General features: G+C 43.7%; 14 protein-coding genes. 3 read left to right on the plus strand and 11 right to left on the minus strand.

Annotated features, from left to right (window positions below; all coding sequences use genetic code 11):
• Window positions 1-88 precede the first annotated feature (88 nt).
• Entirely contained in the window at window positions 89-994 is a 906-nt protein-coding gene (murB, locus tag A3O17_RS05925) for a UDP-N-acetylmuramate dehydrogenase (RefSeq protein WP_064207786.1), read from the minus strand.
• A 149-nt stretch (window positions 995-1,143) separates the two neighbouring features.
• Here murB and A3O17_RS05930 point away from each other — a divergent pair, with 149 nt between their 5' ends.
• Complete coding sequence (locus A3O17_RS05930; protein ID WP_057826828.1) at window positions 1,144-1,677, plus strand: 3'-5' exonuclease; 534 nt, start codon at window positions 1,144-1,146, stop codon at window positions 1,675-1,677.
• A 39-nt stretch (window positions 1,678-1,716) separates the two neighbouring features.
• Here A3O17_RS05930 and tsaE read toward each other — a convergent pair whose 3' ends face one another.
• The 3 genes from tsaE to A3O17_RS05945 are packed head-to-tail and all read right to left on the minus strand — an operon-like array spanning window position 1,717 to window position 3,894.
• Window positions 1,717-2,184, minus strand: a complete 468-nt coding sequence (gene tsaE, locus A3O17_RS05935) for a tRNA (adenosine(37)-N6)-threonylcarbamoyltransferase complex ATPase subunit type 1 TsaE (RefSeq protein WP_064207787.1) — start codon at window positions 2,182-2,184, stop codon at window positions 1,717-1,719.
• Between the two features lie 4 nt (window positions 2,185-2,188).
• Window positions 2,189-3,181 (minus strand): phosphate acetyltransferase, encoded by a 993-nt coding sequence (gene pta, locus A3O17_RS05940; protein ID WP_064207788.1) that lies wholly within the window; start codon window positions 3,179-3,181, stop codon window positions 2,189-2,191.
• Between the two features lie 17 nt (window positions 3,182-3,198).
• A complete protein-coding gene (locus tag A3O17_RS05945) occupies window positions 3,199-3,894 on the minus strand; it encodes a uracil-DNA glycosylase (protein ID WP_057826825.1) in 696 nt (231 codons plus the stop codon).
• A gap of 117 nt (window positions 3,895-4,011) precedes the next feature.
• Here A3O17_RS05945 and A3O17_RS05950 point away from each other — a divergent pair, with 117 nt between their 5' ends.
• Together A3O17_RS05950 and A3O17_RS05955 are read left to right on the plus strand one after the other, a co-directional pair.
• Window positions 4,012-4,878: a Cof-type HAD-IIB family hydrolase gene (locus A3O17_RS05950; protein ID WP_064207789.1), complete on the plus strand. Its 867-nt coding sequence runs from the start codon at window positions 4,012-4,014 to the stop codon at window positions 4,876-4,878.
• A gap of 27 nt (window positions 4,879-4,905) precedes the next feature.
• The gene (locus tag A3O17_RS05955; protein ID WP_064207790.1) at window positions 4,906-5,439 is read left to right on the plus strand and encodes an LURP-one-related/scramblase family protein; all 534 of its coding nucleotides are present in this window, start codon (window positions 4,906-4,908) and stop codon (window positions 5,437-5,439) included.
• 35 nt (window positions 5,440-5,474) lie between these two features.
• On the opposite strand, the gene smpB is transcribed toward A3O17_RS05955, so the two are convergent.
• The 7 genes from smpB to A3O17_RS05990 all read right to left on the minus strand — a co-directional run bounded on the left by smpB (window position 5,475) and on the right by A3O17_RS05990 (window position 13,882).
• The gene (smpB, locus tag A3O17_RS05960) at window positions 5,475-5,942 is read right to left on the minus strand and encodes an SsrA-binding protein SmpB (protein ID WP_057906548.1); all 468 of its coding nucleotides are present in this window, start codon (window positions 5,940-5,942) and stop codon (window positions 5,475-5,477) included.
• A gap of 27 nt (window positions 5,943-5,969) precedes the next feature.
• Entirely contained in the window at window positions 5,970-8,357 is a 2,388-nt protein-coding gene (gene rnr / locus A3O17_RS05965) for a ribonuclease R (protein WP_064207791.1), read from the minus strand.
• A gap of 87 nt (window positions 8,358-8,444) precedes the next feature.
• Window positions 8,445-8,681: a preprotein translocase subunit SecG gene (gene secG, locus A3O17_RS05970; protein WP_064207792.1), complete on the minus strand. Its 237-nt coding sequence runs from the start codon at window positions 8,679-8,681 to the stop codon at window positions 8,445-8,447.
• 60 nt (window positions 8,682-8,741) lie between these two features.
• The gene (locus A3O17_RS05975; RefSeq protein WP_064207793.1) at window positions 8,742-10,313 is read right to left on the minus strand and encodes a ClC family H(+)/Cl(-) exchange transporter; all 1,572 of its coding nucleotides are present in this window, start codon (window positions 10,311-10,313) and stop codon (window positions 8,742-8,744) included.
• A 112-nt stretch (window positions 10,314-10,425) separates the two neighbouring features.
• On the minus strand, window positions 10,426-11,751 hold the full coding sequence (gene eno / locus A3O17_RS05980) for a phosphopyruvate hydratase (protein ID WP_057826818.1): 1,326 nt from the start codon (window positions 11,749-11,751) through the stop codon (window positions 10,426-10,428).
• Between the two features lie 103 nt (window positions 11,752-11,854).
• Window positions 11,855-12,610 carry a triose-phosphate isomerase gene (tpiA, locus tag A3O17_RS05985; protein ID WP_064207795.1) on the minus strand — a complete coding sequence of 252 codons (756 nt, stop codon included), beginning with the start codon at window positions 12,608-12,610 and terminating at the stop codon, window positions 11,855-11,857.
• A 63-nt stretch (window positions 12,611-12,673) separates the two neighbouring features.
• Window positions 12,674-13,882, minus strand: coding sequence for a phosphoglycerate kinase (locus tag A3O17_RS05990; protein ID WP_064207794.1), 1,209 nt, complete (start codon window positions 13,880-13,882; stop codon window positions 12,674-12,676).
• Window positions 13,883-14,035: the final 153 nt, after the last annotated feature.

Here is a 14,035-nt window from a genome sequence, read left to right on the forward strand (position 1 = left end):
ATTTTATCATTTTTACACTTTTCTTTTTTCGGCGCGAAAAAAGAGACCGTGACAGCTGCCACAGTCCCGTAAAATCAATTTTTTATCATTAATCTTCACCGATGATCCGCACTTCGGTTTCAAGATCAACGTCAAATTTTTCTTTGATTGTTTGTTGAATGTGATGGATCACATCCATGTAATCCGTTGCGGTCGCATGATCAACGTTGACGATAAAGCCGGCGTGTTTCTTTGAAACCTGCGCACCGCCGATTTGAAACCCTTGAAGTCCCGCATCGTGAATCAATTTTCCAGTATAGTGTCCCACTGGGCGTTTGAAAACACTGCCGCATGATGGGTATTCAAGGGGTTGCTTAGAAGCCCGCAAGAAACTGTATTCGCGCATGGCGTTGATGATTTCTTCCTGATTTCCAGCCTTCAATGAAAAGGTTGCTTGCAAAACAATTTCATCTTCATCCTGCAGCCGGCTGTGGCGGTAACCAAAACGCAATTCATTGCCGCGATAAGTCTTTAATTCACCTTGACGGGTAATCACTTCAACCGACTTGACGACCTGTGAAATTTCGCCACCATATGCGCCAGCGTTCATGAAGACCGCCCCGCCAACACTGCCTGGAATTCCTGACAAAGGTTCCATACCGCTTAAACTGGCCTCGCTTGCCTTTTGCGCAACATCGATCAGCAATGCACCCGACTGCGCGATAATTTGGTTCGCTAATAACTTGATTCGGTCTAATTTCGTCAAGATCATGACCATGCCGCGAATTCCGCCGTTTTTAACGATCAGGTTGCTGGCGTTGCCGATGACTGTCAATGGCACGTTTTTTTGATTCGTCCAGTCGATTACGCGCTTGACTTCCTGAATTGAAGCCGGCAACGCTAAAATATCAGATGGACCTCCCGTACAGGTATTGGTGTAATTTGCGAGCGGTTCATCAAACTGAACTTCGATTCCCTGTAATTCTTTTTTAACTGTTAACTTTTCAAAATCCATATTAAAACCCTCAAACCTCAATTTGATTCAAATCAAATCTTCACAATTCTGCTCGAATTTGCTTGCTTTTTCATTTTAACATTTTTATTATAAATATTCCGCAATAAAATGATACAATAATGGCAATAAATCTTTGAAGGAGCAAACCAATGGACTTTGTGGCAATTGACTTTGAAACGGCCAACGGCAAACGGGATAGTGCCTGCTCGTTAGCGCTAACCGTTGTTCAAAATAATCAAATCGTTGATGAATTATATTCACTGATCAAACCAGAATCAGACTTTTTCTGGCGCAACATTCAGATTCACGGCATCAAACCGGAAATGGTTGCCGATTCACCGAAATTCAATGAACTTTGGCCGCACATTCAGCAATTCTTCGGTCCGGATCAAATCGTGGTCGCTCACAATGCACGATTTGACAACAGCGTTCTCAAGAAAACACTGGAACACTATCAATTACCGGAACCGCATTACCTCTCCCTTGATACGCTGGCAACCAGCCGGGCGTTCTATAAAGGATTGCCGAATTACCGGTTGAATACCGTCTGCGATGCGCTCGACATTAACCTTGAGCATCACCACAACGCGCTTGATGACTGCGAGGCCTGCGCTAATATTTTACTTGAACAGATCAATCATTTTGGTACGCCGGCACTGAAGCCGTATGTGCAAAGTGTATAGAAAAAGGAGGCTGCGATTTATGTCGCGGTCTCCTTTTTTCTACAATTGCTTTTCTAACTCGTTCACCAATTCTTCATACCGCTTTCCGTGCGGTTCAAATTCAAGGTAGCGAATGTCATCATCGTGATTATCTTTTTTTAAATGAATAATCAACTTGTCAGCCGGAATTTCATCACCGACAAATTGTGACCATTCAACAACTGAAACCCCATCGCCTTCAAAATATTCTTCAAGGCCAAGGTCATCGCCGCCGGTTTCTTCAAGCCGGTAAACGTCCATGTGGTACAACGGCAAGCGTCCTTGTTGATACTCACGGATAATTGTAAATGTTGGGCTCTTAATGTTGCGGTGAATTCCGAGTCCTTCTGCAAGGCCTTTGGTGAAGGTCGTCTTGCCGGCTCCCAGATCACCGTCAAGCAAAAGAATATCGCGGGCCTGCAACAATGGTCCCATTTTCTTCGCAATTGCTTGCGTTTGTTCTGCTGATTCAACTTTGATTTTTAACATTTTCTTACTCCATTAAAGTTTGAGCTGCGGTAATAATTCCCACTTGGTATGCGTCATCTTCTGAAGCGCCCCGGGATAAGTCTGAAACGGGTTGGTTCAAGCCTTGCAAGATCGGGCCAATCGCCGTGAAGTTGCCTAACCGTTGGGCAATCTTGTAACCAATATTTCCAGATTGCAAGTCAGGGAAAACAAAGACATTGGCTTGCCCTGCAACTTCTGATCCCGGTGCCTTGCTTGCGCCGACACTTGGAATCAAGGCGGCATCGAATTGCAATTCGCCGTCGATCATTTCATTCGGAGCTTTCTTTTGGGCAATTTGCGTTGCTTCCATTACCTTCGCAACTTCCATTGAATGGGCAGAGCCTTTCGTTGAGAAGCTCAACATGGCAACCTTCGGATCAATGTCAAATAACCGGGCCGTCTTAATACTTTCAACGGCAATTTCAGCTAATTCTTCCGCTGACGGGTTAATGTTGATCGCACAGTCGGCAAAGACGTACGTTTCCTTACCGTCGTTGCGGGTCATAATAAATGAACCGCTTGTCCGGGAAACACCCGGCTTCGTTTTAATGATTTGAAGCGCTGGCCGGACCGTATCGCCGGTTGGACTGATTGCCCCCGAAACCATGCAGTCCGCTTTGTGCATGTAAACTAACATGATTCCGAAGTAGTTATTAACGTTACGCAACCATTCACGGCCTTCATCAGGCGTATTCTTCCCTTTCCGCCGTTCAACGAAGGCGTTTAACATTTCATCGAATTGGTCATCCGGATACGTCTTCGGGTCAATGATTTCAGCGTTGGATGGCAACGTAATTTGGCTGGCATCCAGCACGGCATTGACTTCCGTTTCCGTTCCTAAAATGATTGGGTCGGCCAAGCCGTCTTGGGCTAACCGGCAAGCCGCCTTCACGATCCGTTCATCGCTACCTTCTGGGAAAACGACTTTAATGCCTTTGCCCTTGATCTTTTGCTTTAAGTTTTCAATTAAATCCATTCAACTTTCCTCCTATGCTACATCTCCGATTCATCAACGTGTTCGGGAAGCTGCCAGTCGATTGGCTGCTCGCCCATTGCTTCCAACGCCGCATTGGCTTTTGAAAACGGCCGCGAGCCGAAAAAGCCGCGGTTAGCTGAAAGCGGACTTGGATGCGCTGACTTGATGATGATATTGCGTGATTGATCGATAAATTTCTCTTTTGATTGAGCTGCCTTGCCCCATAAAATAAAGACAACTGGTTGGGGACGCTCCGATAACTTTTGAATCGCAACGTCCGTCAACTGTTCCCAGCCTTTGCCGCGATGTGAAAACGCCTGGCCATTCCGCACCGTTAATACGGAGTTCAATAACAGGACACCTTGCTGCGCCCACTTCTTTAAGTACCCGTGATTGACCGGCTTAATGCCGAGATCACTTTGAAGTTCCTTATAAATATTTTGCAGCGATGGCGGAACGGGAACTCCCGGCAAAACCGAAAAGCTTAACCCGTGAGCCTGATGCGGTTCATGGTACGGATCCTGTCCCAAAATTACAACTTTGACCTTTGAAAATGGCGTCCATTCAAATGCCTGAAAAATGTGGTACATATCTGGATGGATCTGATAGTGTTGATATTCGCTTTTCAAAAAGTTATGTAATTGTTGGTAATACGGCTTTTCAAATTCCGGTTCTAAAACCTGCTGCCAGTCATTATGAATCAACGTTTTCATCATCGTCACCTCTTCCGCCATTTTACCATATTTAAAATCATGCTAAAAATAAAATATTCATTTTGCCATTTGCAATATGTTAAAATATTGGTAATCAAACAAAGGAAGGTATATTTTATGATTCAAATCATTGCATCCGACATGGACGGAACATTACTGAACGGCGAAATGACGATCTCAAAGTTCAACGCTGACGCAATCAAAGAAGCTCAGAAAAAGGGCGTTCACTTTATCGTTTCATCAGGGCGTTGCTGGTACGAAGTCAAGCCCCTGCTTGAGAAGTTCGGCATCAAGTGTCCGATGATCTCGATCAACGGCGGTTTAGTGCTTGACGAAAACGGAAAGACCGTTGTCTCAACGCCGGTTCCGCCGTCAATTGCCCGGCAGATCATGGCCCGGTTAAAGCGTGCCGGGCTTTACTTTGAAGTCGTTACGAAAAATGGGGTATGCTCAGACGACAAGTCCAAACGGATCGAAAACTTTGCTGAACTGCTTGCCTCTATCCAACCGGATACCCCGTTCAAGCTGGCGGTCAGCTTAGCTTCGGCCCGAATGGAATTAGTTAATATCCAATACGTAAAAGACTATAATGACATTTTGGAAGATCCCCATAATCCGATTTATAAAATCGTGGCATTCAGTCAAGACGGTCCCAAAGTTCTTGACCCGTTACGCGCTGAATTCGACGCTAATCCAGAATTAGTTGTTACTTCATCCGGCGAACGCAACATTGAAATCAACCACGTGAATGCGCAAAAAGGAATTGCCCTTCAACGGTATGCGGATTCCTTAAACATTCCGATGGATAACGTGATGGCGATTGGGGATAACAACAACGACGTTTCAATGCTGAAAGTTGCCGGTGTCAGCTACGCTATGGCTAACGGCACTGACGAAGTTAAAGCCATCGCCAACCATTTGGCCGAATCCAACGTTGATGATGGGGTCGGCAAAGCCATCCTGACAGAATTAAATCGGAAATAAAGATGCTTTAGAAGTTTGGTGGTGAAAATGCGGTCACTTTATATTAATTACGAAACCCTTCGGCGCAATGATTCTGCGCTGATCGTTCGCAACTGTAATCATCAGGTTAAATATCTCGTTAATGGCCGATGGGGAAACCAGTTAGGCAAAATTACTGTCAATTCCCTTTACGGCGATGAACTGCTTGCAATCAATCAACTGACAGCCGGCAAGATCCAACGCTTTGAGATCACTTGCGATCATCATCAAATCAGCACTTTCCGGCGCATTCTCAATAACTATGATCACCCACTGTATCTTAAAAAACTTCACTGGCTGATCTGGGGAAATCAACGGCAATTAAAATACCGGGCATTTGAACTTCATCGTCCGGTAATGAAAACGCAAATTACACCAACGGTTCCGAAACTGCTTGAAATCAAGGTTAACCGCCAAGCAGACGAACCGATCGTGTGCGGGATCATCGCCCTGTTAAATTATTGGGCCTTGCTTGATGAACAACTGTTGAATCCGGATTTAACAAAGTTGTTTCAGCAAAATCATCAAAATGAATTAGCGTAAAAAAACGCTGTGACCTTTTCGTCACAGCGTTTTTCTTATCGATAATTTTTCAGTGTTCGGCGAATTTCACGTTCCTGATCACGCTTCTTGATCGTTTCGCGTTTATCATAATCATGTTTCCCTTTGGCAATTCCTAAAAGGACCTTTGCAAAGCCATGCTTCAAATAAACTTTCAGCGGAACGATCGTAATTCCCTTTTCACTTGTCTGCCCCGTTAACTTTTGGATCTCTTTTTTATGCAAAAGCAATTTCCGGGCCCGCAACGGATCGTGATTGAACCGGTTTCCTTGCGTATACTCTGAAATGTGAACGTTCATTAACCAGGCTTCGCCGTTGTGAATTTGGGCAAAGCCGTCTTTCAGGTTAATGCGCCGTTCCCGCACTGATTTGATCTCCGTTCCGGTTAAAACTAATCCAGCTTCCAGGGTTTCAAGAATCTGGTAGTCATGCCGTGCTTTTTTATTTTGAGCTAACGGTGCATCCTTCGTTTTTGTCTTTTTCATCGCTAACCACCCTTTCAAATCAATTAATTAATGGCGGTATCGATTGTCCTGATTACGTTTATGCTGATTATTCCGACGCCGATTATTGTTCCGGTTGCCGCGATAGCCGTTCTTGCGGTTATCCTTACGGCGATCATTTCGGTTGCCGTTACGATGGTTATTCTTGCCCTTTCCATCCCGCCGGTTCCGGTTGAATGGTTTCTTCAATTCGGGCAAATCAACCCCGTTCAATAAATCAGTCTTTGGTGCATCCTTCGGGTTAAGCAACTTAAAGTTGACTTCGTGCAATTCGACGTTAACGTCCATCAACTTCACGCGTAATGGTTGTCCAATCCGATATGTCCGCTTGTAGCGCCGACCAACCAATGCCATTTGTTTTTCAACGTAAACATAGTAGTCGTCCTTCATTTCGCTGATGTGGATCAATCCTTCAACGGTGTTCGGTAAGGCGATAAACATTCCAAACTTCGTTACTGAGCTGACAACCGCATCGAATTCTTCACCGATGTGATCAGCCATGTATTCAGCCTTCTTCAAATCATCCGTTTCCCGTTCAGCATCAATTGCGCGCCGTTCCATTTCTGAACTGTGCTTCGTTAACTCAGGGAGTTTATCCTTATATTTGGCTTGCGCAGCTTCACTTGTCCCGTTTTCAGCATAGTAGCGGATCAACCGGTGGACGGTCAAGTCTGGGTACCGCCGAATTGGTGACGTAAAGTGCGTGTAGTCGCTTGCGGCTAAACCAAAGTGGCCAACTGGATGATCATCATACTTCGCCTGTTGCATTGACCGTAAAAGCATGGTTGAAACCATCGCTTCTTCCGGCTTGCCGGCAACCTTCTTCAAGATTCCCTGCAGCATCTTCGGTTGAATATCCTTCTTCGTTCCCGTTACTTCAACGCCTAAAGCTGATAAGAATTCAAAGAACGCCGTGATCTTTTCTTCCTTCGGCTTTTCGTGGATCCGGTATACAAACGGAACATTGAGATTGTTGTAGTGCGCTGCAACCGTTTCGTTGGCAGCCAACATGAATGATTCAACCATCCGTTCACTGGTTCCCCGGTTCCGCAATTGAATGTCGATTGGGTGGCCATCGTCATCCAAAATGATTTTGGCTTCGTCATCTTCAAATTCGATTGCGCCGCGCCGTTTCCGCATCTTCAGCAAAATCTTGTGTAATTCAGCCATGTCTTCAAACATTGGAACTAATTCCTTATAACGTTCCATCGTTTGTTCATCATGAGCTTCCAGGATCTTGTTGACTGCCACGTACGTCATCCGTTCCGTTGACTTGATCACACTTGGGAAAATCTTGTGGTTAACAACTTTCCCTTCCGGATTGATTTCCATTTCACACGTCATTGCTAACCGTTCAACGTGCGGATTAAGGGAACAAATTCCGTTTGACAGCTTATGCGGCAGCATTGGAATTACCCGGTCAGTCAAGTAAACTGACGTTCCGCGTTCATATGCTTCCTTATCGAGCGGACTGCCGGGAGTTACGTAGTGCGAAACATCGGCAATGTGAACTCCTAGGTGGAAGTTACCGTTTGGCAGTTTCCATGCATTGACCGCATCATCAAGGTCTTTTGATTCGATACTATCGATCGTGACCAATTTTTGATCAGTTAAATCAACGCGGCCTTCTTTTTCTTCTTCCGTAACATAATCCGGAATATGACTGATTTCTTCAAGCACATCATCCGGAAATTCAGTTGGAATGTCATGCTTATAAACAACTTGCAAAATGTCGACTCCGGGATCGTTAACGTTCCCAATGACTTTAATTGGAACAACCTTCAACATTCCTGGAAGCGCCGTGCTTGGGTAAGCCGTAATATCCGCCAGCACAACTTGACCTGGAACCGGGTGCAAGCCTTTATCTTCAACAAAGACTTGCAGGTTCGTCATTTTCTTATCGGTTAAGTGAATTGTTCCTAAAATTCCTTGCGGTAAGTTTTGGTCTTCATCGCTGCGGAATTCACCAACAACTTGCGTCAAAGCATGGTCTTTGATCGCAACGACTTTTCCTTCCGGCCGGACTTCATGTTCAGGATCGCCCGGCGTAACCATTTCGATTTCAACTTCATCGCCGTTCAAGGCTGACAAAGTATTTAACGGGTTAATGAAGAAATCCGGTTCGTCCGGATCGATCGTTACAAACCCGAACCCGCGGTCGTTGGCATGAAAGACCCCTTCATAATGCGGCATTGGCTTTTTCAAGTAGAACCGGTTATCATCGTCGAACCCCAGTTGATCGTCATGTTCCATTTGCGTCAATGCTTGAACAACGAACTTAAACTGGGCTCCATGGTTCATATCAAGATAATCTGCCAATTCCTGCACCGTGAAGTGCCGGTCGGATTCTTCATTAAACTTTTTATACAATGCATTAATGATTTCTTGTTTTTCCATTCGTTTCCTCGTTTATTAAAGATTAACTATTCGCTTTTTTATGTAAAAAAGGGCCGCGACAAACGTCACAGCCCACCTTCTTTTTGGCTAATGTGAAGAAATATATACTAAGCCTAAAGCAATCGCAAAGAATAAGATACCTAAAACAACAGTTACCTTCTGCATAAAGGCTTCAAATCCTCTTGGCTTTTGCTTACTGAAAAGATCAGCTGCACCACCTGATAAAGCAGTTGAAGCATTATCAGTCTTTGCGGGTTGCATCATTACTGAAATAATAATTAAGATCGCGATAATTACAAGTAACGTTAAGAGCGTATTATACAATTCACTTATCCTCCTCACTCTTCCGTTATAAAACCAATTTATATTTTATCATTTATTGAATTATTTTGCCAACTGTTTCTTTTCATGGACCGCCTGGGCAAGCTGATCGATTCGATGGCGGATCCATGCCCGGTTTTCATGCGAGGTCAAAATGATCAACGTATCGCCGCTTCGAATGACCGTATCACCATGCGGGATCAATTCGCGTTCGCCCCGCCGAATTGCCATCAATAAGCATTCCTTCGGCCATTGGAAATCACGCACTGATTTATCCTGCAAGAACGAACCGGCAAATACTGGAATTTCGATTCGGTCTTGGAAAGTTGACGTTTCGGCTTCCTCTTCCTTTTCTGGAAGCAAAGCATCCAACATTGCTTCGTAAATCGGCCGTTCCCGCATAATATCCGTAACGGTGTAAGCAATCAATGAAACAACCGCTAATGGCATTAAGTGGCTTAATGAGCCAACCATTTCAGTAATCAACAGAATTGCCGTAAATGGAGCTTTCCCAATGCAGGCAAAGTAGCCCGCCATTGAATAGATCACACAGTTGATCACTAATTTTTCCGGCATTAAACCCATTGCGACGCATACTTTTCCAAAAAGCGCCCCCACAATGGCTCCAAGGGTCAAAATCGGCAAGAAAATTCCACCAGGAAGGCCGGAACCGTATGAAATCGTTGAGAAAATCAACCGAACCGCAAACAACGCAATTAAAATTGCAATGCTTGACCAAAAATGACTGATCCCTAAAACAACCGAATTTCCGCCTCCAAGAACTTGCGGCCAAATTAACCCCAGAGGAATAACCATCAGTAACGGGACAACGGAATCCCAGTTCCGCGGCAGCCACTTGATTTTGGCATATACCTTATCGATATTTAATGTCATGTATGAATAAAGCTTTCCCAAAAAGCCCAAGAAAATTCCTAAGAAAATCAACAAGAAATAGTACTTGATTGGGAATGATTCAAAATAATGCAAATGCAAAACCGGCGTCAAGCCAAAGAAATTCATTGAAATAAAATCGGATGCAATCGCCGAACTCAATGCCGTTGTCCAAATCAACGGCGAAAAGTTATGATAAACTTCTTCCAGAACAAACAACGACGACGCAATCGGGGCATTGAAGGCGGCCGAAAGGCCGGCAGCCGCGCCACCAGCAATCAAAACACGCCGGCCAACTCCTTTGTGGTTCGTCTTTTCAGCAAAGCCTTGACCAACCGCAGCACCGAGTTGAATTGAAGGACCTTCCCGTCCAAGAAACAAGCCAGAAGCAATTGCGAGAACACCGCCGACCCATTTCCGCCAAAGAACGCTCCACCAGTTCATTTCCATTTCACCGGCTAATTGTCCTTCAACTTGTGGAATCCCGGATCCCATAATATCTGGATCCTTTTTGATCAATCGCGAGTTGATCAATGCAATCACAAGCATCAATAAAGCCCACGGAATAATGTATATTGGGTGACTTCGCATATAATGATAAGCAATTAAAGCATAGTGCAATCCAACCTCAATGAAAAACCGAAACAAGCTGACGACAAACCCGACGATCAATCCCACGCCAAGGCCCTTAACAATAAACTTGAATCGGGTTAAATCAATCCGTTGATCTTTATTTTTTGACACGATAATCCCTCTTCACGTAAAAGTGTTACTTAAAAAAATATAACATTATCCGCAACTAAAAAAAAGAGGAAAACCGAAATTCGGTCTTCCTCTTCAAGCTTGAAATCAAGCATTATTTGTTCATAATGTCTTGACGAGCTTGTTCGCTCAAGTTGTAGAATGAGTGGATACCCTTGTATTCTGCAACGTTGCTTGTTAATTGATCTTCGATCCGCATTAATTGGTTGTACTTAGCGATCCGATCTGTCCGGCTCATTGAACCAGTCTTGATTTGACCTGCGTTTGTAGCAACAACCAAGTCAGCGATTGTTGTGTCTTCTGTTTCACCTGAACGGTGTGAAACGATAGCTGTGTAACCAGCTTCCTTAGCCATTTCGATAGCTTCCATTGTTTCTGTCAATGTACCGATTTGGTTAACCTTGATTAAGATTGAGTTTGCGCAACCCATCTTGATACCCTTACGTAAGTATTCTGTGTTTGTAACGAAGAAGTCGTCACCAACCAATTGAACTTTCTTGCCAAGTTCACTTGTGATTGTTGCCCAGTCATCCCAGTTGTTTTCGTCGATTGGGTCTTCAACAGATACGATTGGGTACTTGTCTACTAGGTTTTCGATGTACTTGATGAATTCTGGTGTTGTGAATTCTTCACCTGTTGACCAACGTAACTTGTAAACTTTCTTTTCGTCATCCCATAATTCTGATGCAGCAACGTCCATTGCAATTGCAACGTCCTTGCCTGGCTTGTAGCCGGCATCTTCAATGGCACGTACAAGGTATTGTAATGGTTCTTCGTTGTTAGCAAAGTCAGGAGCGAAGCCACCTTCATCACCAACAGCAGTTGCCTTGCCAGCATCCTTTAAGATTGCTTGTAAGTGGTGGAATGTTTCTGAACCCATGCGAACAGCTTCCTTCATTGAAGGAGCACCTACAGGCATGATCATGAATTCTTGGAAGTCAACCTTGTTTGTTGAGTGAGCACCACCGTTGATAACGTTCATCATTGGTGTTGGCATAACGTGAGCGTTGAATCCGCCGATGTAGTTGTACAAAGGAACTTCTAATTCATCTGCAGCAGCATGTGCAACAGCGATTGATACAGCTAAGATTGCGTTAGCACCTAACTTACCTTTGTTTGGTGTACCGTCTAAAGCGATCATTGCTTTATCGATAGCAACTTGATCTGTAACTTCGTAACCAACGATTTCTTTTGCGATAACGTCGTTTACGTTAGCAACGGCTTTTGAAACACCCTTGCCCATGTAACGTGACTTGTCACCATCACGTAATTCAACAGCTTCGTGTTCACCTGTTGAAGCACCTGAAGGAACGATTCCACGACCAAAAGCACCTGCTTCTGTGTAAACTTCAGCTTCAACTGTTGGGTTACCACGTGAGTCTAAGACTTCGCGAGCATAAATTTCTGTAATTGCAGACATATGTTATAATCTCCTTTAACTTTGATAAACAATCTTAGAAATTGTTTTCATGTATTATTTTACTGGTTTTACTTTAAACTTTCAACGTAAATCCATTCAAAAATTAGTCTTTGTAGTGAGCTAATTGTAAGAATGAGTCTGGTTGTAAAGCAGCACCGCCGATTAAACCACCGTCAATGTTTTCCTTTGACATGATTTCCTTAACGTTTGCAGGCTTTACTGAACCACCGTATTGGATGCGAACTTTGTCAGCAACAGTTTCATCGTATAAGTCAGCAACTGTCTTGCGGATTGCAGCACACATTTCTTCAGCTTGGTCAGCTGTAGCTGTCTTACCTGTTCCGATTGCCCAGATTGGTTCGTAAGCAATTACCATGTTTGAAACTTGGTCTGCTGATAAGCCTTCTAAGTCAGCCTTGATTTGGCCTTCAACGAATTCTTCTGCTTTGCCAGCTTCGCGAGTTTCAAGTGATTCACCGCAGCAAAGAATTGGCTTCATGTTGTTTGCAAAGATTGCCTTTGCCTTCTTGTTGACGTCTTCATCTGTTTCGTGGAAGTAGCCGCGCCGTTCTGAGTGGCCGATGATGACATAGTCGATGCCCATTTCATTTAATACTTTTGGTGATGTTTCACCTGTGTAAGCACCTTCGTCTTCGAAGTAGCAGTTTTCAGCACCAACGTGTAATTCTGAACCCTTAGCTGCTTCGATCAATGCTGGCAAATCAACTGCTGGAGCACAGATCAATGTTTCAACATCTGTGTTCTTTGGTAATTCACTCTTAACAGCATTTACAAATTCAGTTGTTTCTTGTGGGTTTTTGTTTAATTTCCAGTTACCTGCAATAATTGGAGTACGCATAATCTTCATCCTTTCTTTCAATAAAAATAGGGAGGTATGCCCTCCCTATCTGAATCAAATTAATTATTTGTCTGATACAGCGGCAATACCTGGTAATGTCTTACCTTCAAGATATTCAAGTGATGCGCCACCACCAGTTGAGATGTGAGTTAACTTGTCAGCTACACCTAACTTCTTAACAGCAGCTGTTGAGTCACCACCACCGACAATTGTTGTAGCATCTTTCAATGTACCTAAGAACTTACCAATTTCAAGTGTACCCTTTGCGAAGTTAGGCATTTCGAATACGCCCATTGGTCCGTTCCATACAACTGTCTTAGCGTCTTTCAAAACGTTTTCGAATTCTTCAACTGATTTTGGTCCGATATCTAATGCCATGTAACCATCAGGAATATCGCCTTCGATAACCTTGCTTGGAGCATCGTTATCAAATTTTTCAGCACATACGTTGTCGATTGGAAGAACTAACTTGTCGCCAGCTTTTTCCATGATTTCCTTAGCTAATTCGATCTTGTCTTTTTCAACTAATGAGTTACCGATCTTGATACCCTTAGCTGCGTAGAATGTGTATGCCATCCCACCACCAACGATGATCTTGTCAGCCTTGTCGATCAAGTGGTTGATAACACCGATCTTATCTGAAACCTTTGCACCACCTAAGATAGCAACAAATGGGTGTTCTGGATTGTCAACAGCGTTACCTAAGAACTTGATTTCCTTTTCAAGTAAGAAACCAGCAGCAGCTTTCTTGCCGGCAGCCTTCATATTTGAAGCGATACCAACGTTTGAAGCGTGTTCACGGTGAGCTGTACCAAAGGCGTCGTTTACGTAAACATCGCCAAGTGATGCCCAGTACTTGCCTAATTCAGGATCGTTGCCTGATTCTTTCTTACCGTCTAAGTCTTCGAAACGTGTATTTTCAACAAGTAAAACGTCGCCGTCTTTCATGTTGTTGATTGCGTCTTCTAATTGAGCACCGCGAGTTACAGGAACAAATGTAACTGGCTTGTTCAATAATTCTGCTAAGTGCTTAGCAACTGGCTTCAATGTCAAAGCCTTCTTGTCTTCTTCAGTCTTTACACGACCAAGGTGTGAGAACAAGATTGCCTTTCCACCGTTGTCGATAATGTAGTTGATTGTTGGTAAAGCAGCTGTCATCCGGTTGTCGTCACCAATAACGCCGTCTTTAATCGGAACATTAAAGTCAACACGAACTAAAACTTTTTTACCTTTAAGGTCATCTTTTAAATCAGATACCATAAGTTTAGCCATAGTGCCTAACCTCCATAAATATAAATTTGGTAGTTAAATCGGTTTTTGAAGCCAATTTCACTATAAAATAAAGGCGGATAGAGGCTATACCTCCACCCGCCTCTATAAAAATCTTTCGATTTTCACACTTAAATTAATTATTTAAGCATGCTT

The sequence above is a fragment of the Ligilactobacillus aviarius genome (assembly GCF_001654615.1).
GTDB classification, from domain to species: Bacteria; Bacillota; Bacilli; order Lactobacillales; family Lactobacillaceae; genus Ligilactobacillus; species Ligilactobacillus aviarius_B.

Excerpts from the sequence above, each read along its gene's own strand:
- tsaE (WP_064207787.1), bottom strand. The coding sequence starts at position 2,184 with ATGTTAAAAATCAAAGTTGAATCAGCAGAACAAACGCAAGCAATTGCG.
- pta (WP_064207788.1), bottom strand. The coding sequence starts at position 3,181 with ATGGATTTAATTGAAAACTTAAAGCAAAAGATCAAGGGCAAAGGCATT.
- A3O17_RS05990 (WP_064207794.1), bottom strand. The coding sequence starts at position 13,882 with ATGGCTAAACTTATGGTATCTGATTTAAAAGATGACCTTAAAGGTAAA.
- A3O17_RS05930 (WP_057826828.1), top strand. The coding sequence starts at position 1,144 with ATGGACTTTGTGGCAATTGACTTTGAAACGGCCAACGGCAAACGGGAT.
- A3O17_RS05955 (WP_064207790.1), top strand. The coding sequence starts at position 4,906 with ATGCGGTCACTTTATATTAATTACGAAACCCTTCGGCGCAATGATTCT.
- tpiA (WP_064207795.1), bottom strand. The coding sequence starts at position 12,610 with ATGCGTACTCCAATTATTGCAGGTAACTGGAAATTAAACAAAAACCCA.
- murB (WP_064207786.1), bottom strand. The coding sequence starts at position 994 with ATGGATTTTGAAAAGTTAACAGTTAAAAAAGAATTACAGGGAATCGAA.
- A3O17_RS05950 (WP_064207789.1), top strand. The coding sequence starts at position 4,012 with ATGATTCAAATCATTGCATCCGACATGGACGGAACATTACTGAACGGC.
- A3O17_RS05945 (WP_057826825.1), bottom strand. The coding sequence starts at position 3,894 with ATGAAAACGTTGATTCATAATGACTGGCAGCAGGTTTTAGAACCGGAA.
- rnr (WP_064207791.1), bottom strand. The coding sequence starts at position 8,357 with ATGGAAAAACAAGAAATCATTAATGCATTGTATAAAAAGTTTAATGAA.
- eno (WP_057826818.1), bottom strand. The coding sequence starts at position 11,751 with ATGTCTGCAATTACAGAAATTTATGCTCGCGAAGTCTTAGACTCACGT.
- smpB (WP_057906548.1), bottom strand. The coding sequence starts at position 5,942 with ATGAAAAAGACAAAAACGAAGGATGCACCGTTAGCTCAAAATAAAAAA.